Raw genomic sequence first — 21,110 nt, 5'->3', positions numbered from 1 at the left:
CCATAGCCGTCGCTATGGGAGATTTTGTGTACCGCAAATATACGCTAATTTATATATAGTTCGGCCTATAAACTAAAAAAAGCAAGCGGAAGGCTACATTTCGGCCTATAACGAATTATACCAATCTATCACTTGGTCGAACTCATTCTCCAACTCTTGCGCTGGGAAATCAAGGGCGACCGGATAGATCAAACACATCCATAAGGAAGGCGAATCGGACAACTTACGGTAAAAAGAAACCGGTAAATCCGGTAAAGTCTCCGTCGGATCGGTCATCAAGACCTCAAATATCAGTTGATAGGGATGCGAGTAAATCACCCGGTAACGGTGATGGTATTCCGGACCAGTCAAGAATGAGTATCTTGGAATGGGGCGTATATCTTGCTTTCTATCCTCCGGTTCCGTTGTTTCCGGATCGATCTCATCTTCTTCCAATAAATATTCTACTTGGCTATCCTCTGCTCCCGGGAATTCTAAGTCTGGAGTCTCTTCCATGGCCTCGATCTCCCCAAAATCCGGAAGTTCCGAGAAATGTATTCGTTGAAGCCCTGTATCCTCCTCGGAAAAACAGATAATCTCCGGGCTGAAATTCCGGTTCTGCCGAGACCACACCTCATAATCCCCGATAAAATACACCCGCTTCTTCGCCCGGGTAACCGCCACGTTCAGGATATTGCTATTTACCCAACCTATCGCACCAGTTGAAGAAGGTTGGCATCCCAACAGGAAGATAACCTCCTCGGCTTCTTTTCCTTGGAATTTATGGACCGTTCCGCAGTTGGCAGTCTCCCACCCCTTAAATTTACCTTTAAGCCCACTATACTCCTCCGTATTCAAGACGGCTTTAACCGCAGCCTTAATGCCTTTCACAACCGTGGTGAAGGGGGAGATCACATATAATTTCCGGGTATCCTCTTTCTCCCGGTGTTTTCCCATCCACGCCAATATCAAGCGCAAGCATACCTCGCCTTGCTCCGCCACGTAATGATCATTATTCCCTTTAGCGCTAGTACCTTTCTTACCGGGCACATCGATCCATAAGGAATGATCTAGCAACAATTGACTTTTCTCCTCGTCTTTCACCGCATCTTTCATTCCCAGAATCATCGTATCGTCGTACGACACCCGGTTGGAGATGCTAAACATAGGATTGATACAACGACGGTGCACGACCAACGGACAGCCTACCCACGTCTCTCCAATCCAAGACCCATAACGGTTTATCAAATCGGCGAAACCTTGCACGGAATGGGATTTCGAGAGGTAAGAAGACAAGGATACGATACCACATTTCTTTTGATAGAGAGTCATCAACGTCTCATCGGTGGTGACTACCGGTTCCACTTGTTTCGGGTCTCCCACGATGATCGCTTTCTTTGCCCGCCACAAAGCGCCTACCGCACATTGGGGAGCGGCTTGCCCGGCCTCGTCCACGATCAACAATCCCAATTGCTCCCTACCCATGTACTCCAGCATCTTCTGTACGGAAGCGAATGTGGTAGATACCACAGGCACCAAGAAAAACAAGCTATTCAACACATGTGAGAATATCAATTCTTTCTCCTCCGGCATATATTTATTATCCCAAAAGGCCAACAGCGAATAAAGGTTGCAACGCCATTTGTAGGAATTGATCACAAAAGAGCCATGCAGGACCAAAGCTTGATAAAATAGATCTTCCCTTGCTTTGTCGAATTCAGCGTTCTTCAAAGGATTCGAGGACTGCATCTTCTCGTCCGCCATCCTAAATACCTCTTCGTTACAAGAGACCGACCGCCGCAATCGCTCCACTATTCGATATTGCTTCAAGAACTCTTGTTGAGCGATATCGAAAGAAGGGAAACGGTTCTTAAACTCCCGCATAACCTTCTCATTGTCTCTTTTAGGACTCATCTTGGAAACAAACGGCCTTAATACCATTTCGCTGAAAGAACGGATATTATCCCCTTTTCCTAAACGGGCGGATATCAATCCCCAGGCCTGTTTCGTATGTTTTCCCGGATCGGTATTTCCATTGAGCATATTGGAAGCCAAATCTCCGAAAAATAAATCTTTACCCTCACTAAAGACTAGAGAGTGCCCGGCTTTTGACATGGCTTCAGCGGTAGGTAGTTTACTCGTCTCGGGTAACTCGAAGGTGATATTCTCTACAGCCGTATTATTACAGGATGTCACAAGAATTCCATAATCGGCCAATCCCCGTCCCGTCTGCAAACCAAATGTCTTCTGACTTTTACCTGCCTCCAAAGACTTCACTAAAAGCGGAGTCTCTGTAAAGGCATCATCCGGCTGATTCAAATCCGCTAATAACCGGGCACGCCGTACCACGTACTCGGCGATAATATCTTTCAGCAATGTTGTCTTACCCGTTCCCGGAGGGCCATTCACGGAGAAAATGCCACAGCCTCCCGCATTTTCTTCGGCCAACGCTATATTAATAGCCATCTGTTGCATCAACGCCGGGCTGAACTCAGAAGGCCAACGGCCCAGCGGATATCTTTCCGGACCTAACCATTTCCTATAATTCTCTATTGAGCATATACTTTGACGGTTCCCTCCACTCATCAAAGGAGCATTTATATAGTTCACCAGTAAACGATTGGGCCTTTTATCCAGCAGACTTTTACGAACCCTGCTTAAATCTTTCGCATAGAAGCTTATGCTTAAGTCCGTATCATCCGATTTTAGCGCACGGGCACAAACCCGCTCCAAATCATTCCTTCTAAATCCATCATTTACGGTAAATAGACTCCGGATCCGCAGTCGATCTAGCAACTCTACCGTCTTCTGCCGCAAAAGAGAGAAGAACTCTATCCCTTCCTCATCCTCAATTGTCATAAAGAAGTCGTTTCCATCCTCCAGTAGTTCCTCCAACCACTCCTCATCAACCTCCCGGTCATGAATTAAGCAGCTGATCGCCCAGATATAAGGCGAAAGTTGGAACGAGCCTTCTATGTACTCTCCGGACGGGGATAAATCAATCGTATAGAGCACGCTTACAGATTTATTCTTCTCCAACAGCTTACGAAAACGCTCATTATCCTTATCCGCCGGAATCAAACGATATAGCTCGGACAAAAGATCATATTTAGGAACACCTCCCACATACAGACGGAAGCTATCCGCATCCCTGTATGGAGCATATATGAAATACTTCAACTCATCCTCCGATCTCACATATCTTACCCGTACCTCATCCTCCGGTAAACCAGATTTAGAAGCCTGAGGGAATGACAGCTCTTGAAAATATTCCAACACTTCCCAGTAAGCCAGAATACTAGTTGTTGTATCATGGGTACGATTCGAGACAAAGCCCAATAGCGTTTTTAAGTAAGTTAAGTCCATGCTTTAAAAAACCTTAGTTTACACGAAAGCGCTCAGTTAGCCGCTTTGTTAGATTAATGATCGTAAATGTAAGCTATTTCGAAGTATATTTGCTACATTCGCGTCAAAAATAATTAAAATATGAAAGTCATTGATCTGATAAGGAATAGTAAGAGTACCGCTTTTTCTTTCGAGATATTACCGCCGCTGAAAGGTAACAGTATCCAGAAGGTATATAATGTGATTGACAAGTTGAAGGAATTCGACCCTAAATACATAAATATCACCTCCCATCATAGCGAGTTCGTCTATAAAACCTTACCAGACGGAAGTTTCCAGAAAGTAAACATCCGTAAACGTCCGGGCTCCGTAGCGATCGCTTCGGCTATCCAGAATAAATACGGTATTCCTGCCGTACCCCATATTATATGTAAAGGCTTTACGAAAGACGAGACGGAATACGCTTTGATCGATTTGAACTTCCTTGGCGTAAACAACCTCTTAATATTAAGGGGAGATATAAAGACCTTAGAGGCCTCCCAGCAAAAACCGGAGTTATATCACGACCACGCAACTGATTTACAACAGCAGGTAAATCATTTCAACGAAGGTATTGCGTTAGACGGTTCCAAGATAGACGGTATAGAGACTCCCTTCTCGTACGGCATGGCTTGCTATCCGGAGAAACACGAGGAAGCACCCAATATGGAATCCGATATCTATTACTTAAAGGAGAAAGTAAAAAATGGCGCTGAATATCTGGTAACCCAGATGTTTTTCGATAATGACAAGTACTATGCGTTCGTGGATCGTTGCCGTGCGGAAGGTATCACGGTTCCCATCATCCCCGGTATCAAACCGATCGTTTTCAAGAACCAATTAACGGTTCTTCCGAAGATATTCCGTGCGGATATCCCAGAGCCTTTCGCGACAGAATTACGTAAATGTAAAGATGATGCGGAAGCGAAAGAGGTGGGTGTGGAATGGTGTATACAGCAGTGCAAGGATCTGATCGCTCATGGCGTACCGAGCTTACATTTCTACACAATGATGGCCTCGGATAGCGTTTACAAAATAGCAAAAGAAATTTATTGAGATACAATAGGGGTTTTTCCACGCTGAGTTGTCTAATAGAAGTACACGATTGAACAATCATGTACTAAGTATGGTTATTTTTAAAATTCTAAGGTAATGAAATACATATTCTTTATTGGACTTGACTTGTTATTGTATCCGTTTTTAGTTTTACTCTATATATGTCAATTGATATTTACAAAACCCCGCACCTTTTGATATCTGAATACTTTTCCGTAACTTCGTTCCTTATTCTATAGAAAAGGAAATATCTCATGTATTTTAAAGATATCATCGGGCAAGAGGAAGTAAAGGAACGGTTGAGGCAATCGACTCGGACAGGGATCGTACCCCATGCGCAGTTATTCACGGAGCAAGGGGGGGCCGGGGCGTTTCCGCTGGCTTTGGCTTACGCCCGTTATCTGAATTGTACGAACCGGACGGAGACGGACGCTTGCGGACGTTGCCCGTCATGCCTTAAATATGACGAATTGGCACATCCCGATTTGCATTTCGTATTCCCGATCGTAGCCAAGAAAGAGAAAAAGAAAGAGGTCTGCGATGATTATCTCAGTGAATGGCGTGGGTTCCTCAAAGAACATCCCTATTTCAATATGGATGAATGGCTGGATTATATCGAGGCCGGAAACTCACAAGCGATCATCTATTCCAAGGAAAGCGATGAGATTATCCATAAACTGAGCCTAAAGATTTATGAGGCGGAATATCGTATCCTGATGGTTTGGTTGCCGGAGAAACTACATCCTACTTGCGCCAACAAGCTTTTGAAAATCATAGAGGAGCCTCCTATGAAAACGGTTATCCTTATGGTATCCGAGACACCGGACCTTATCCTCGGGACCATCCAATCCCGTGCGCAACGCATCCACATCCGTCCCATTGAGACCGATGCGATCATGAATGCCATGGTATCCCGTTTCGGGCTTTCGCCCGACGACGCTAAACACGTCGCTCACCTCTCCTCCGGAAGTTTTATCAAGGCGATGGAGGCGATTAGCTTGGGCGAGGAAAATAAATTCTTTCTGGAGCAATTCAAGGCCATGATGCGAAACTCATGGGCACGAAACGTAAAAGGCATGAAAGCGATGGCGGACGTCATGGCAGGGATCGGACGGGAACGACAAAAAAACTTCCTCTCCTATTGTCAGCATTTGATCCGGGAGAACTTCATGTACCGGTTCCAATCGCCGGAACTTAATTATATGAATCTGGACGAGGCTAGCTTCTCCGTTAAGTTCTCCCCTTTCGTCAACGAGCGAAACGTGATCGATTTGATGGAAGAATTGGCGAAAGCGGAACGCCATATCACACAGAACGTGAATGCCAAGATGGTCTTTTTTGATTTATCCTTACGAATTACCGTACTAATCAAAAGATAAGTCTTCAGATTTTCTTGTTACGCCAATTTCCTTTCCATAGATAGAAGAAAGAAGAAAGGATCATGATATTATATACATACTCCGTAGTCCAGCAAACCGCCACGTCCGCACGCAACCATACGGCGACATACAATATATATAATACGTACACGAATATGCTAGCCATATCGATTTCCAGCGCACGGCGGGTATTGCCTGTCCCCGATACGCTAAAGAAATAAATAAAACCGGGAACGGCGAAAAGATAAGAGGACAGCATCACCCACAGCGAGGGGATCGAGCTAGCGATCAGATCCGGGTTATCCGTATAAATACGCAATACGGTAGACGGGAACATAGCGATCAAGATACCGATCGGTAGCACGAACGCATAGCATAGCCCGATCATCCTCCGGCAAAGCGGAAGCACCCGGTCCGACTCCCCGGCGCCGATCAAGTTACTTACCAGCGAGCTGTTCGTGGAGGCGAAAGCATTCACGAACATAAACAGGAACGAGGAGATGCTACGTACCACATTCGTAATCGCCAACGGCCGCTCGCCCAGATGCTCCATAGCGATGAAGAAGATAAACCATCCCCCAAAAGCGATCCCATGCTGGATCATCACCCAGATAGAGACACTCAGTATTTGTCCCAGCATCCTAAAATCCACTCTCGTAAAACGGAACAGACCATATTTTTTATAATCTATCTTCTTCCAAGTATAAATCACGAAGAACAATACGGAAACAGCTTCCGAGATCGAGGAAGCGATAGCGGCACCCGCTATCCCCAAAGCGGGGAACCCGAACTTACCGAATATCAAGATATAGTTCAAGACCACGTTGGTAAGCACCATCACCACCGAATTGGCCGTCAAGATCTTCGTATTCGTCGTACTCACGTAAAACGCACGGAACATCACCGCTATAAAAGAGAAGAAGAACCCGTACACCCGCCAGTCCAGATAGCTCATCGTCGCCCGATACACCTCTTCTGAGCCGATCATCCGGTGGAGCAGATAGGGCGTAAGCAGATTAGAGGCCGTAAACAACACCGCCGCCAGCAGAAAAAGGAATAGCCCGCCTTGCGTGAAAACCTCGCCGATCCGCTTATACTCCCCCTCACCATTACGACGTGCCATCAGCACCTGAGCTCCTACACTGAAACCAAAGCCCAGCATATAAATCACGAGATAATAGACTCCTGCCAAGGCGGAGGCACCTAGCTCAACCTCGCCGACACGTCCCAGATAAGCGGTGTCCGTCAATCCGATCATATGCTCCATGAGCAAGCTGATTAATACCGGATACGTGATCTTTAGAATTTGTTTGTTCGTATATCGCATGATGAATCTTAAATAAAAGGGAGGCAAAGGTAGTAATAAGATGCCAGTCACACAATATTACCCCATGCGATCCGTTTCTTATCATATTACATTATTATACGAAGAGATATGGTTACAAAACTCATCATGGCCTGCATTTTGTCCGCTACGCTATTGAGCTGCAACGGGCAAAACACAAATACGATCAACTACGCTACCGTCGAACCCCTGCATATCAATCGTTTTGACAAGGATTTATTCCGGCTGATCGATACGGGAGATACCACCTTGCAACCCGAACTAATCAAACAATACCCGGAAATGCTGGATATCATCGGGAAAGGCATATTAAACCTGCAAACCATCGAGACTCCCGGCTTCTTCGAGAAAATGCGGAATTATTACTCGGAGCCTACCTTGAAAGGCTTGTATCGTGACGCTATCACCCAATATGATTCCGTGGAGGATATCGAGAAATCCTTGGGGTACGGATTCGCCTATCTAAAGGAGAATTTCCCCTCGATGCAGATCCCTGCTATCTATATGCATGTATCTGGTTTCAACCAGAACGTATTGGTAGGCGATAGCCTGCTTTCCCTTTCCATCGATAAGTATATGGGAAAGGACTATCCCTTGTATCAGGATTTCTTCTATGACTCCCAGAAATTGAAAATGCAACGTGGACTTGTAGTCCCGGATTATCTGGCGGGTTGGCTCATGTCCGAATATCCTTTCGCAGGAAAAGAGAACGTATTGCTGGACCGGATGATTTACGAGGGAAAAATCAAATACCTGCTCTCGCAAGCCTTAGGCGTTCCCGATGCCGCCGAGCTAATGGGATACACCGAACAGGCCTACAACTGGTGCAAGGACAACGAAGGAACAATCTGGAAAGCAATCATCGAGCGCAAGCATCTTTATACCCCGGATCAACTGACGACTTCCCAATATTTCGAGGATACCCCGACCATTTTCCCCGGGAACGACGCTCCCGGGAATATCGGGACTTGGATAGGCTGGCAGATCATCAACCAGTACATAAAGGAGACGGGATCTACCCCGGAGGCGTTGATGCAAAACAACGACGCCCAAGAAATCCTAACCGCCTCAAAGTACAAACCCCTATAAACAGGAAAACCGCCCTATTCTCACGAACAAGACGGATAACCTAATCTAACTTAATTCTAATACCATGAAAAACACTATATCTTAATAACAAGGCTTTTAAAAAAAGGTTCAATGGAATGAGATTTTAAACCTCTTATTTACCTTGGTTGTTGTAACAGGAAACGAAAACAAGGTGAGTCCGATGGATAATGATCTCTTAGATATAACAAAATTGAGGCGCTGGCGGATCTGGAAATTGAAACTTATTGACGCCAGGCTTTATTTTGTAAGCATTTTCGTGGGATTGCTGACCGGGTTGGTAGCGGTACCTTATCACTATCTGCTCCAGCAGTTATTCAATAGCCGGAAACTTTTTTTCGACGGTCATTACCCTTGGTATTTCCATGTCTTGTTCTTCTTCACGCTATGGGGTATATTGCTTTGTGTGAATTGGATGGTCAAGAAGATGCCGCTGATTACCGGTGGGGGCATTCCCCAGACACGGGCGGTTATCAATGGCAGGATCACTTATAAGAACCCGTTGACACAATTAATCGCCAAGTTCACGGGAGGGATATTAGCAATCAGCGCCGGCCTGTCCCTTGGTCGTGAGGGGCCGTGCGTACAGATCGGATCTTACGTGGGGAATATCATTTCCAAATGGGGACACGTATTGGCTGGAGAGCGCAAGCAACTTTTGGCCGCCGGCGCAGGTGCCGGATTGGCCGCCGCTTTCGCCGCTCCCCTCGCTTCCTCACTTTTGGTGATCGAGTCCATCGAACGGTTCGACGCTCCCAAGACCGCCATTACCACCTTGCTGGCAGGGGTCGTGGCGGGAGGCGTAGCGAGCTTGATTTTTCCCTTCAACCCCTACTCGCAGATTAGCGCTATTGCCCCGCAGGCTACTTTTATAGATCAACTGAAGTTGTTCTTATTTCTGGCCGTGGTTATTTCCGTCTTCGGGAAAATTTACTCGATGTTTACCCTTTGGTGCAAGGATTTCTTTACCAGACTGAAGCATCCTCCTTATATGAAGATGTTGTACCTGCTTATCATAGCGTATACGATCTCATTGACGGAGATCGACTTGACAGGAGGAGGCGAGCAATTCCTTATCATGCAAGCGATGCATGGATATCACCCCGTTTTATGGATAGCGGCGATGATGCTCATCCACTTGATATTCACGTCTCTCTCTTTCTCCTCCGGACTGCCGGGAGGGAATTTCATCCCTACACTAGTTACCGGGGGATTGTTCGGGCAGATCATCGCCTTATTATTGGTGAAGTATGGTTTCATTGAGACGGAGAGCATCAGCTATATCATGTTAATCAGCATGGTAGGTTTCTTGGTGGCGGTAGTCCGGACACCACTGACGGGTATCGTCTTGATTACGGAGATAACCGGGCATCTGGATGTATTCTACCCCTCTATCATTGTCGGCGGGCTTACGTATTACTTCACGGAAATGCTACAGATAAAGCCCTTTAACGTGGTTCTCTATGACGAGATGATCTCGACTCCAGCCTTCCGTGCCGAAGGGCGTTCCAGCCTGTTCGTCGAGATCATGACAGGTGCCTATTTCGACGGGAAGGAGGTAGATCACCTCACCCTCCCCCAACGTTGTATCATCAAGACTATTCACCGGGATCGCAAGGACTTGGCTCCTGCTGGACAGACCCTTATCCCCGGCGATCAGGTAGAGATCGAGATCGATTCGCAGGATATCGAGAAGCTGTATGAGCCGCTGGTTAGCATGGCGAACATCTATTAATCGCTGATCTGCCAATCGCCTCGAAAAGAAATGCCACACCAAGAATCCCCCGGTGTGGCACATTTACAAAACGCTACATTATCAGAAGTTATATTGAGCGGAAACATTAAGTCGATTGGCGTGGCGGGTCATATCGTTGAAATCGGTACGCCAACCTCTCAAGTACTCGGCGCCGACTTGCAGATTGGCGTTCACGTTCCAGAAAATGTTGGCTACCAAGTATTGACCGTAGCGGTATTGATCCGACGGAGTAACCGGGTAATCATTCTCGCTGTATAAACGAGTCTGGCTATAGGTACTGGAGACGAATACCTTCGGCGTGATATTATACTGCAAGCCAGCGTACCAACCCATCATCGGAAGCACTTGCATCTTGCCTTTGGCCTCGGGGTCCGGAACCAGATCCACGTCCAGATTACTGATATCATTCAAGAACTGGCTGATCCCCCGGCCGTAAGTAGCCTGACCGTAGAAGTTCAGCTTGCTCGTCACATTGAACGTAGAGGCGGCAAACACGCCCCATCCGGCCTTAGACTCGGCCCGTTGCGCCACCAAGTTCTCATACGTCATATTACGTACGATACCAGCTACACGGATATGGCTGCTCTTATTCCAAGCGTATTGGATATAGGCAGGGAAGTTCGGCATACGTTGGTTACTGATATTCACGCTTTGGTTCGTGATGCCATCCACCACTGGCATCTCGATACCTACACCCGCTTTCCATCCCTTACCGAAAGCACGCTCATAGCGTAACAGGGTGGCACGGCTGAAAACCTGTCCGGCAGGCCCCGCATAATCGATCGAGGGCGGAAGGGCGGCCAGATCCATGAAGGTACTATAATCGTAACCCATCGTGAAACCAAGGAAAGACACATAGGCGTTCTGGAGCTCGAAGACCTTGCTGCCTCCCCGGAAGTTACCCGCCGTATACACGACGAAATCCCCGAGGTGTTTGGTACGACCCACTAATTTCAAGAATATCGTACTGGTAGTAGCGTCCATCTGGAACTGGTTACGGACGTAGTTCTGCCCACCATTCGGGATCATGGACGGATAGAAATCGACATCATCCGAGATCCCGCCGAAATCATACTCCGCCGTAGCCTTCACGTAACCGCCGATACCCAAGGCGAAACGTCCCTTACGATCGGTCAATACGAAGCGGGGGGCTTTCGGGTCGTGGAAACGAGGGCTCTGCGTCTCATTCATTATCCTCACGATTTCATCACCTGCCTTGTCTTGGCTGACAAGGACTATCGAATTTGGTGCGTCATCCTCGATGACCACCTTTTGAGCCTTAGCGGGAGCCGATAAGAATCCCATACCTAGCAGTAATACTGCTCCTTGTACAAATAGTCTCATAAATGTGTTTTGTTTAGATTAATTACCTACCTTGAACAAGGCTATAAAGAAAAGGTTCTGATTTTAACAACCCTACGAGCACTTTTTCCACCCTATTGCCCGTTCAAAAAATATTCATATATTTGCGGAATATATTACTTGGGATGAGAAGATTTTTATTGTTCATACTCGCTGTTCTTTACCTCGGGGTTTCCTCCGGGTTTGCGCTGAATTACCATTATTGTATGGGTAAGTTGGCGGAGGTGAGCTTGCAGTATCTTGACACTTGCCCCAGTTGCGGTGAGGCGGGCACGTCCCATAAGTGCTGCTCTACCGAGACGGAATATGTTAAGTTATCCGTCGATCAGGATGTGGCGAATACGCTCGTGCAATTGTCCGCTCCTGTCGCTGTAGTTTTGTTGTTCGATCTACTCGACTCCTATAAGATCGCCGGGCGAGACGAGACAACACGTTCCAATCCCTTTATTAATCCACCCAAGGAGAATAGCGCTATCCCGTTATTCGTCCATCATTGTACTTTTTTGATTTAGCGTATAGGCTTCCTTTTTAAAAGGCGATTTACGTCTGTTTACGCACGAGTACCGGCGTAATCTATTGCGAGTACTGGAGTAATCCACCGCAAGTACTGGAGTAATCCATTGCAAATACTGGAGTAATCCATTGCGAGTACTGGCGTAAAGCATCACGAGTACTCATGTGATCGCTTGCCTTCAAAGACGAACAAATAAGCGTTCTCATATGTTTTCAAATCATAAAAGCTCATTCAAATGTTAAACAGAATCATTCGTTACTTCCTTGAGAACAGGGTGGTAACCTTACTTTTACTAGTGCTGATTATCGTATGGGGCATCTCCACGTCCCCCTTCAATTGGCACGGGGGGATCATTCCCCGGAATCCGATTCCGGTAGACGCCATCCCCGATATCGGCGATAACCAGCAGATCGTGGCCACGGAATGGATGGGCCGCTCGCCGAAGGATATACAGGACCAGATCACTTATCCGCTGACCACCTCTCTTTTAGGTATCCCGGGAGTGAAGACGATCCGTAGTTCCTCCATGTTCGGGATGTCCTTCATATACATTATCTTCGATGACGATATAGAGTTCTACTGGAGCCGTTCCCGTATATTGGAGAAGCTGAACTCCCTGCCTCCGGGAACCTTGCCGGAAGGCGTACAGCCTACCTTGGGACCGGACGCTACCGCCCTCGGGCAGATCTATTGGTATACGCTGGAAGGACGGGACCCCAAGACCGGTAAACCTACCGGAGGCTGGAACGCCGAGGAGTTGCGTACGATACAGGATTTCTACGTCAAGTACACCTTATCCTCCGCCGAGGGGGTATCCGAGGTTGCCTCGGCGGGCGGTTTCGTGAAGGAGTACCAGATCGAGTTGAACCCGGATGCCATGTACGCCTTCAACGTCTCCGTGATGGATATCATGAGCGCCATCAAGAAGAGCAACCTCGATATCGGCGCCGAGACGATGGAGATCAACAAGGTGGAGTACCTGATCCGGGGCTTGGGGTATATCAAGAATGTAAAAGATATAGAGAATGCCGTCATCACCGTTCGGGAAGGCGTACCGGTTCGCATATCGGACGTGGCGTTCGTGAATATCGGTCCCGGAACCCGACGGGGAGGGCTGGACAAGGAGGGTGTGGAGGCCGTGGGCGGAGTGGTAGTAGCCCGCTATGGCTCCAACCCCTTGGAGGTTATCAATAACGTAAAGGCGAAGATCAAGGAGATGGAGCCGGGATTGCCCCAAAAGGTACTGGCGGACGGGACGGTCTCCAAGGTAACCGTCGTGCCGTTCTACGACCGTACGGGGCTTATCAAGGAGACGATCGGGACGTTGGAGACCGCCCTCTCCCACGAAATATTGATCTGCGTGATCGTCATCATCGTGCTGGTGCTCAACCTAAGGGCCTCTATCGTTATCGCCAGTATGCTACCGATAGCGGTGCTCGCCACGTTCATCATCATGCGTTATACGGGGATAGCGGCGAATATCGTGGCTTTATCGGGTATAGCGATCGCCATTGGCGTGATGGTGGATGTAGGGGTCGTCTTCGTGGAAAGTATCATCCGTTACCGGGAGATGCCCGAGAACAGGCATATACAGGGGGGAAAGGCGTTTGTCAACCTTATTTATAAGGCGGTAAGCGAGGTGTCCGGGGCGATCAGTACGGCGATGATCACGACGATCGTCAGCTTCCTCCCCGTCTTCACCATGGAGGCGCAGGAAGGGAAGATGTTCTCGCCCTTGGCCTACACCAAGACGTATGCTTTGGCTTCCGCCTTCGTGCTGGGATTGATCTTGCTTCCTTCCCTATCGTATTGGTTGTTCTCGATAAAGATCCATTCAAGGCAGATACGGAAAATACTGAATTACCTGTTGATCGTGGCCGGAATCGCCTTACTTATTATCTATGGCAGTATTCCCGCTATCGGGCTAACGGCAGTCGGGTTGAATAATCTATTGTCCGGGTATTGGAAGAAGCCTCAGATGAGCACTTATATCAATATCGGTATCACCCTCTTTGTCTCGATCTATTACCTGTCCGAGGAATGGTTGCCGATGGGGCCGCAAAAAGGGATGCTCGCCAATATCCTGTTCGTGGCGGGTTGCGTAGCCATCATCCTAAGCATCCTGTGGCTGCTCGTTATTTATTATGAGAGGATATTGCGCTGGTGCTTGGATAACCGCTGGAAATTCATGTTGATTCCGGGAGCTACCATCGTATTCGGTTTCTGGATATGGAGAGGCATCGGACAGGAGTTTATGCCTAGCCTGAACGAAGGTTCTTTCCTACTGATGCCGACTAGCATGCCGCATTCCGGTATCGAGCAAAACCTTGATTATATAGAGGCGCTCGACAAACGGCTGGCCTCTATCCCCGAGGTGGAGACCGCCATCGGTAAATGGGGCCGTGTAAACTCCGCCCTCGATCCAGCACCGGTACAGATGTTCGAGAATACAATCAACTACCGTCCGGAATATATCCTGAATGAGGACGGGAAAAGGGAACGTTTCAAGGTAAACCGGCAAGGGGAGTATCTCCTAAAAGATGGAGGCGTATATAACCCCAAAGACGGTTTCCGGCTGATTCCCTCAGACAGCCTGATTCCAGACGCTAAAGGCGATTACTTCCGCCAATGGCGACCGGAGATCAAGAACACGAACGATATCTGGCAACAGATCGTGAACGTCACCCATCTTCCGGGATTGACTTCCGCCCCGAAGCTGCAGCCTATCGAGGCCCGTCTCGTCATGTTATCCACCGGTATGCGTGCCCCGATGGGTATCAAGGTGTATGGCCCGGATCTAGAGACGATCGAGAAAGCCGGAAAGGCGATCGAGAAGGCATTGAAAGAGGTACCCTCCGTTATCCCCTCTTCCGTATTTTACGACCGTGCGGTAGGCGCCCCTTATCTGGAGATCGAGCTGAACCGTGAGAATATGGCCCGTTACGGCGTAAACGTGGAGGACTTGCAAGAGATATTAAGTGCCGCTGTCGGTGGCATGGTACTGACCCGCACCGTGGAAGGCAGGGAACGTTTCCCGGTGCGCCTACGCTACGCTCGTGAGCTTCGAGATAATCCAGAGGCGCTAGGTATGATCCTCGTACCGACCGCCACTGGGGCGCAAGTCCCGCTTAAAGAGCTTGCCGATATCAACTATACCCGTGGAGCGCAGATGATCCAAAGCGAGAACACTTTCTTGGTAGGCTACGTCATCTTCGACAAACTGGCGGGGAAGGCGGAAGTGGATGTCGTGAAAGAGGCTTCCCGCATCCTTGAGCAACAGATAAAGGAGGGAGGGTTGAACCTTGATCCCGGCGTATCCTATAAGTTCGCCGGCAATTACGAGCAGCAGGAGCGTGCCACCAGCCGGCTGATGATCGTCGTTCCCCTCGCCTTGTTGATCGTCTTGCTGGTTCTATACTTTCAATTCAAGACGGTCACTGCCTCACTGATCCATTTCTCCGGGGTGTTCGTGGCCTTCGCCGGAGGTTTTATCTTGCTATGGCTTTACGGACAGGATTGGTTCATGAACTTCTCCATCGCCGGAGAGAATATGCGGGATCTTTTCCAGATGCACACGATCAATCTGAGCGTGGCAGTCTGGGTCGGTTTTATCGCCTTGTTCGGTGTGGCTACGGATGATGGGGTATTGATGGGAACCTACATCCATCATGTATTCCTCGAGCGAGACCCCCGCACCAAGCACGATATCCGGGAAGCGGTAGTAGCCGCCGGACTGAAACGGGTACGCCCAGCGGCCATGACTACAGCCACTACCCTGATCGCTTTACTCCCCGTACTTACCTCCACCGGTAAGGGGGCGGATATCATGGTACCGATGGCTATCCCTACGTTCGGAGGAATGCTGATCCAGAGTATGACCATGTTTGTCGTTCCCGTCCTGCAATGCTGGTGGCGGGAGAACGCTATAAAGAAAGAACAAAAGAATAAAATTCAAGAGGAGGTAACGACTTATGAGATATAAAAGAATCAGATCAATCATCATGGCAGGTGTACTGGGGATGCTAAACGTCCTTTTCGCTTACTCCCAGCCGGCCGATAGTTTAGGCTATTATCTGGAACTGGCAGCACGTAACAATCCGCAGATCAACGCCGACTTCTCCCTGTATAAGGCATCTTTGGAGAAAGTCCCGCAAGCCGGAGCCTATCCGGACCCGGAACTGGAGATCGGTTTCTTCCTGAAACCGATGGAGATCTTGTCCGGAAAGCAAATAGCGGATTTCACCTTGATGCAAATGTTCCCTTGGTTCGGTACCCGGAAGGCGGCCCGCAACGAGGCGACCGAGATGGCCCGGATGGCTTACGAACAATTCCGTAACAGTCGCAACAACCTGTATTACGAGGTGAAGAGTCAATGGTACCAGCTTTGCAATATCAGCGAGCAATATAAAAATACGCAGGCGAACCTTCGTCTGCTAGACCAGTTGGAACAGTTGGCATTGAACCGCTTCTCCGCTCCGTCGGCGAAGGCGGGCGGTTCCTCCGTCCTACCCTCCCCCGTATCTTCTGCTCCATCGACTCCTCCCGCCGTATCCGGTGGAGGTATGTCGGGTATGGGAGGTAGTAGCATGGGAAGCCCTACGGTACAAAGCACGGGAGCATCCGGTAGTACGATGTCCGGAATGTCCGGCGATAGCCCTATGGGTGGAGGCTCTATGGGAAGTGGCAACTCTATGGGCGGAATGTCGGACGTACTGCGAATCCAGATGGAGAAGGTAGAACTGGAGAATACGCTAGCCTCCTTGTTATCGCAACGGAAAACGGCCGAGGCTGCTTTTAATACGTTGCTCAATCAGTCGCTAGCTACCCCGATTTCCGTTCCCGACTCGTTGGAACGGCTTCCTCTCTCATGGAGTGAGTCGATGGCTCTCGACAGCGTCATCTCCAACAACCCCATGCTTACCATGCTGGAGGCGGAAGGAAACGCTTACCGGGCCAAGGCGGAGATGGACAAGAAAATGAGTTACCCCATGCTAGGTATCGGCCTCCAGTATTCCTTGATCGGGAAGAAACCGGAGGATATGTCTATGGGCTCTATGTCCGGTATGAACGGAAAGGATATGTTCATGCCCATGCTAAAGATCAGCCTTCCTATCTTCCGTAAGAAATATAACGCACAGCAACAGGAAAGCAAGCATTATTGGAAATCCAGCGAGTTGAAGTACGAGAACACGATGAACCAACTGCAAGCCGAGTATATCCGTATTACCCAGCAATTGGAAGATGCCGCACGGAAAATCGATTTGTACCAGAAACAATACGATCTATCGTTGGCCACCTACCAACTGATCGTCCGGGAATTCTCGACAGGAAGAACGACCTTGACCGACGTGATCCAAGTGGAGCGACAAATGTTGGACTATCACTTGAAGAAAAGCGAAGCGATAGCGGAATATAATACCCAAATCGCCGGAATCGAGAAATTAATATCCACCTCTGTAAACGAATAAGAAAATGAAAAATATAAATGAAACCGTAAAATCCAAGTACCTGATATATATCCTGTTCCTAGCGGGCGGCCTCTTGTTGGGCTGGCTTCTGTTCCATAACTCCGATACCGACAGCCATACGTCACAAGCGAGCGAGACCGGCACGGAAGTTCACGACCCTACGCATGGCCACGACCTCCAACAGAACGAGGCCGGCGAGTGGACTTGTTCCATGCATCCCCAAATTCGCCAAGACAAGCCGGGTAAATGCCCTATCTGCGCCATGGATTTGATCCCTGTACGTAAGAGCTCCTTCTCCGACAAGGCCATCGATCCCAACGCCATTCAGCTTTCGGAAGAAGCAGCAGCCTTAGCGGACGTACAAACCTCCAAGGTATCCCGCCAGAATCCGGTCAAGCAAGTCCGTTTATACGGCAAGATCGTACCGGACGAGCGTAGCCTGCAATCTCAAACAGCCCATGTAAGCGGACGCATCGAGAGCTTGAACGTTGATTTCACGGGTGAGACGGTGCGTGCCGGACAGACCCTCGCTACCCTCTACTCCCCAGAGCTTTTCACCGCCCAGCAAGAATTGTTGGAAGCGATCCGCATGGGACAATCTCAATTGATACAGGCCGCCCGTGAAAAACTATATTTATGGAAGATGACAGATGCCCAGATCGCCGCTATCGAGAAGTCCGGCTCTATCTCCCCGGTTGTAGAGATCAAGTCGAACACGAGCGGTATCGTCCTGTCCAAGCGGGTAAGCCAAGGTGATTATGTATCCCAAGGAGCTATCCTTTTCGACGTGGCGAACCTCACGAAGGTATGGGCCTTGTTCGACGCTTTCGAGGTGGATCTCCCTTTCCTTAGCAAAGGTGATCCGGTGGAATTTACCCTGCAAGCGCTACCCGGCAAGAAGTTCTCGTGTAAGATCTCTTTCATCGACCCGATCTTGAACACGACGACCCGTACCGCCAAGGTCCGTGTAGAGGTACCGAACGCCTCTTTGGAGCTCAAGCCCGAGATGTACGCCACGGCAAACGTAAGCGCCCCGCTCCGCAACTATAAGAACGAGATCGTCGTACCGCAAACCGCTGTGCTCTGGACGGGTAAACGTGCTATCGTGTACGTAAAGCAACCGGATACGAATACCCCCGCTTTCTTGATGCGTGAGGTGGAGCTAGGCCCTTCCCTTGGTAACTCTTATGTTATCTTGAATGGCTTGCGAGAAGGTGAGGAAATCGTAACCAACGGAGTCTTCGCCATAGACGCCAGCGCACAGCTGGAGGGAAAAACTTCCATGATGAATAACGGCGACGAGCCCGCCAAGCCTATGACTGGGCATGAGGGGCATATGATGCATGCGCAAAGCGCCACGGGGGTAGCCTCCGAGCATGCCATGTTCGGTGTCAAAGGCTCTTGCGATATGTGCAAGGAACGTATCGAGAAAGCGGCAAAAGGGGTAAAAGGTGTGTTATCCGCTCATTGGGACAAAGATACCCAGATGATCCATCTCCAGTACGATCCGAAAAAGACCTCCCCAAAAGCGATCAGCAAGGCGATCGCTAAAGTAGGCCATGACACGGATATGGATAAGGCGGATAAAGCCGTATATGATAAGCTACCGGCTTGTTGCCACTATAGATAAAGTTATTGGACATTCGGGGGTGTGTCAAAAGTGTGAACATGGCACGCAGATAATGCTGATTGAGCAGATGACCGCAGATTTATGATATGAAAATCAATATATTATCTGCGTAAATCTGCTAAATCTGCGTGCCATAATACCAACTTTTAACACACCCTCCTTATTAGTAAAGATTCCAACGGAAAGAAGCGACTGCTTTAGCGGGAACCTCATAGGTAAATGAACGTTCACCGCTGTTTACCGTTATATTTTTAGCCTCGTCCGTATTATTTAGTAAAACAAGTGCTTCTGTTCCATCTAAATTCTCGAAGGCGGAATACATAATCCCATCAGCCGTATACCCTTTAGAGCCGATCCGTACTGCCCCCGGCTTCACCACAGAGGATAAATGACCGATAATATAATAATGAGAATTCCGGGTAATCGTCTTATAATCCGAGCGATCGATATCCACGGCACCATAACAAGTCTGGCAACCACCCTCTCGGTTCGGTCCCCGCTCGTTATCCAGCATCAAGTTCCATACGATAACTGCCTTACACCAGTTATTCACCGTACCCAAGGCCGTCTCCTCCATATCTTCCATCAAGCGTTTCTCTAAGTTACGTCCATCATTCCACATGCCGATAGAAGTTTCCGTAAATATTAATTCTTTATCGGGGAACTTGCCGTTTACGTTATTCAACTCCTCCCGGTCGCCCCCGTAATTATGGTAAGCGGCACCTGTCAGGAAAGAAGCGGCATTCTCATCCTCGTAGATTTTCATCGGATAGCCTTGCTGCTCCAACATATTATCGTAATTGTAATTATGGTCGAAAGCGTAGATCTTCGTCTTGAGGCCAGTCTCTTTCAGTTTAGGGCCTAGAGCGTCACGCACGAAAGAGAGTTGCTCCTCCCATCCCATAAATAAGGAAGCGGAATTTCCTCGGTTCAAAGGTTCGTTTTGGGGAGTTATCGCCTCGATAGGAATCCCCTCGGCCTCCATCGCCTGTATCCATTTCACGAAATAGGTAGCGTAATCTTGATAATAAGCGGGATTCAACTGTCCGCTAGTCCACGACTCGAACGGGCGCAAATCCTTTAAGTTATCCACCTTCATCCATCTTGGACAAGTCCAAGGCGATCCCAAGATTTTTATAGAAGGGCTGATCGCCAAGATCTCCTTCAAGATCGGTATCACATACTCCTTCTCCTCGCTCTGCAAGGCGAAATTCTCGACACCCTTCGTGTCACAACAAGTATACTCACTTAAAGAAAAGTCCGAGCAGCCAATCGAGATACGGATATAGCTATACCCCATCCCCTCCGTATCAGAGAAAGTCTCTTTCAGGAAAGCTGTCCGATCCTCGGGAGCCATCCGCATCAAGTTATAGCAGGTAGAGCCTGTCACGGCGGCACCAAAGCCATCCATCGTCTGATAGCGCACCGAAGGGTCTATCGTTATCACGCAAGGCGAGGCGGCTTGTTTGTCCCCCAAGGCGATCTCACTTCTCACGAAATCTTTCGCACGATCGTTTGTCGTGACATACACCGTTACATTGTCCGAGATCTTCGCTCCAGAACATGCGTTCAAGCAAATCAAGACCATTAATAAAGAAAAGAGAACCATACGTATTAAATTAATAGTTAATCAAATTACCGGGTTTCTGAACCCTTCAAGATCATCCTCACGTGATTCTTTAAGATGTGAAAGGCGGGAGCGGCCATCGATCCATGATCATATCCGTCCAACTCATAGATATAAGTATTCTTATGTCCGGCCACTTTCATCATACGCCAAAAATAGGCGTTCTCCTCATAGCGGCCCAGCATCTCCATCTCCCGGTCGCCCGAGACGATAATCAATGGAGGAGCGTCAGGACGTACGTAAAACAAAGGGGCGAACTCGTCGATACTCGGTTGGGTATCTTTCATTCCCTTCGCCTGCCGATAAGCGAAATGGCTGATCGCATGACCGCTGAAAGGGATTAATGCGGCGATGGCATCAGCATCTATCCGATACTTAGTCAACCACTTCTTATCCAGTCCGACCATATTCGTTAAATAACCTCCGGCGGAATGACCTGAGACAAAGATTTTACGCCTATCCCCACCATACTTCTCAATCTCGTTGAATGTCCAAGCGACAGC

13 protein-coding genes (1 of these 13 only partly in view) are annotated in these 21,110 nt (G+C 48.6%); 8 read left to right on the top strand and 5 right to left on the bottom strand.

The genetic code is table 11. The features are described 5' to 3' along the window. Positions 1–105 precede the first annotated feature (105 nt). On the bottom strand, positions 106–3,345 hold the full coding sequence (locus tag CI960_RS05415; RefSeq protein WP_005858293.1) for an AAA domain-containing protein: 3,240 nt from the start codon (positions 3,343–3,345) through the stop codon (positions 106–108). Positions 3,346–3,465: 120 nt separating this feature from the next. Between CI960_RS05415 and metF the strand changes: the two genes are divergently transcribed. Continuing rightward, positions 3,466–4,419, top strand: coding sequence for a methylenetetrahydrofolate reductase [NAD(P)H] (metF, locus tag CI960_RS05410; protein WP_005858295.1), 954 nt, complete (start codon positions 3,466–3,468; stop codon positions 4,417–4,419). Positions 4,420–4,673: 254 nt separating this feature from the next. Then, entirely contained in the window at positions 4,674–5,798 is a 1,125-nt protein-coding gene (locus CI960_RS05405) for a DNA polymerase III subunit delta (RefSeq protein WP_005858299.1), read from the top strand. A gap of 4 nt (positions 5,799–5,802) precedes the next feature. On the opposite strand, the gene CI960_RS05400 is transcribed toward CI960_RS05405, so the two are convergent. Continuing rightward, positions 5,803–7,125, bottom strand: coding sequence for an MATE family efflux transporter (locus tag CI960_RS05400; protein WP_005858302.1), 1,323 nt, complete (start codon positions 7,123–7,125; stop codon positions 5,803–5,805). 108 nt (positions 7,126–7,233) lie between these two features. Here CI960_RS05400 and CI960_RS05395 point away from each other — a divergent pair, with 108 nt between their 5' ends. Both CI960_RS05395 and CI960_RS05390 read left to right on the top strand, forming a co-directional pair. Continuing rightward, positions 7,234–8,232, top strand: a complete 999-nt coding sequence (locus CI960_RS05395) for a hypothetical protein (RefSeq protein WP_008779463.1) — start codon at positions 7,234–7,236, stop codon at positions 8,230–8,232. 181 nt (positions 8,233–8,413) lie between these two features. Further along, on the top strand, positions 8,414–9,985 hold the full coding sequence (locus CI960_RS05390; protein ID WP_010185117.1) for a ClC family H(+)/Cl(-) exchange transporter: 1,572 nt from the start codon (positions 8,414–8,416) through the stop codon (positions 9,983–9,985). Between the two features lie 81 nt (positions 9,986–10,066). On the opposite strand, the gene CI960_RS05385 is transcribed toward CI960_RS05390, so the two are convergent. Further along, complete coding sequence (locus CI960_RS05385; protein ID WP_005858308.1) at positions 10,067–11,350, bottom strand: DcaP family trimeric outer membrane transporter; 1,284 nt, start codon at positions 11,348–11,350, stop codon at positions 10,067–10,069. A gap of 143 nt (positions 11,351–11,493) precedes the next feature. Between CI960_RS05385 and CI960_RS05380 the strand changes: the two genes are divergently transcribed. From CI960_RS05380 to CI960_RS05365, 4 genes are all read left to right on the top strand, one after another. Then, positions 11,494–11,880, top strand: a complete 387-nt coding sequence (locus tag CI960_RS05380) for a hypothetical protein (RefSeq protein ID WP_005858311.1) — start codon at positions 11,494–11,496, stop codon at positions 11,878–11,880. 237 nt (positions 11,881–12,117) lie between these two features. Continuing rightward, positions 12,118–15,864, top strand: a complete 3,747-nt coding sequence (locus CI960_RS05375) for an efflux RND transporter permease subunit (RefSeq protein WP_005858313.1) — start codon at positions 12,118–12,120, stop codon at positions 15,862–15,864. 19 nt (positions 15,865–15,883) lie between these two features. Continuing rightward, on the top strand, positions 15,884–17,350 hold the full coding sequence (locus CI960_RS05370) for a TolC family protein (RefSeq protein ID WP_005858314.1): 1,467 nt from the start codon (positions 15,884–15,886) through the stop codon (positions 17,348–17,350). Between the two features lie 4 nt (positions 17,351–17,354). After that, positions 17,355–18,980 (top strand): efflux RND transporter periplasmic adaptor subunit, encoded by a 1,626-nt coding sequence (locus CI960_RS05365; protein WP_005858315.1) that lies wholly within the window; start codon positions 17,355–17,357, stop codon positions 18,978–18,980. Between the two features lie 163 nt (positions 18,981–19,143). Here the strand turns inward: CI960_RS05365 and CI960_RS05360 are convergent, their stop codons facing one another. Continuing rightward, positions 19,144–20,589, bottom strand: a complete 1,446-nt coding sequence (locus CI960_RS05360; protein ID WP_005858316.1) for a glycoside hydrolase family 30 beta sandwich domain-containing protein — start codon at positions 20,587–20,589, stop codon at positions 19,144–19,146. A gap of 26 nt (positions 20,590–20,615) precedes the next feature. After that, positions 20,616–21,110, bottom strand: the 3' portion of a protein-coding gene (locus CI960_RS05355) for an alpha/beta hydrolase (RefSeq protein WP_005858317.1). The gene runs 324 nt beyond the window's last position; 495 of the gene's 819 nt are visible here — the last part of the coding sequence; its start codon lies off the right edge, out of view — the gene reads right to left on this strand; it ends in the stop codon at positions 20,616–20,618.

Source organism: Parabacteroides sp. CT06, assembly GCF_002257605.1.
Taxonomy (GTDB): domain Bacteria; phylum Bacteroidota; class Bacteroidia; order Bacteroidales; family Tannerellaceae; genus Parabacteroides; species Parabacteroides distasonis.
This window is presented reverse-complemented; position numbering and strand designations above follow the sequence as displayed.

Coding starts and splice junctions, on each gene's coding strand:
- CI960_RS05385 (WP_005858308.1), bottom strand. CDS start 11,350: ATGAGACTATTTGTACAAGGAGCAGTATTACTGCTAGGTATGGGATTC.
- CI960_RS05405 (WP_005858299.1), top strand. CDS start 4,674: ATGTATTTTAAAGATATCATCGGGCAAGAGGAAGTAAAGGAACGGTTG.
- metF (WP_005858295.1), top strand. CDS start 3,466: ATGAAAGTCATTGATCTGATAAGGAATAGTAAGAGTACCGCTTTTTCT.
- CI960_RS05400 (WP_005858302.1), bottom strand. CDS start 7,125: ATGCGATATACGAACAAACAAATTCTAAAGATCACGTATCCGGTATTA.
- CI960_RS05380 (WP_005858311.1), top strand. CDS start 11,494: ATGAGAAGATTTTTATTGTTCATACTCGCTGTTCTTTACCTCGGGGTT.
- CI960_RS05395 (WP_008779463.1), top strand. CDS start 7,234: ATGGTTACAAAACTCATCATGGCCTGCATTTTGTCCGCTACGCTATTG.
- CI960_RS05365 (WP_005858315.1), top strand. CDS start 17,355: ATGAAAAATATAAATGAAACCGTAAAATCCAAGTACCTGATATATATC.
- CI960_RS05375 (WP_005858313.1), top strand. CDS start 12,118: ATGTTAAACAGAATCATTCGTTACTTCCTTGAGAACAGGGTGGTAACC.
- CI960_RS05415 (WP_005858293.1), bottom strand. CDS start 3,345: ATGGACTTAACTTACTTAAAAACGCTATTGGGCTTTGTCTCGAATCGT.
- CI960_RS05370 (WP_005858314.1), top strand. CDS start 15,884: ATGGCAGGTGTACTGGGGATGCTAAACGTCCTTTTCGCTTACTCCCAG.
- CI960_RS05390 (WP_010185117.1), top strand. CDS start 8,414: ATGGATAATGATCTCTTAGATATAACAAAATTGAGGCGCTGGCGGATC.
- CI960_RS05360 (WP_005858316.1), bottom strand. CDS start 20,589: ATGGTTCTCTTTTCTTTATTAATGGTCTTGATTTGCTTGAACGCATGT.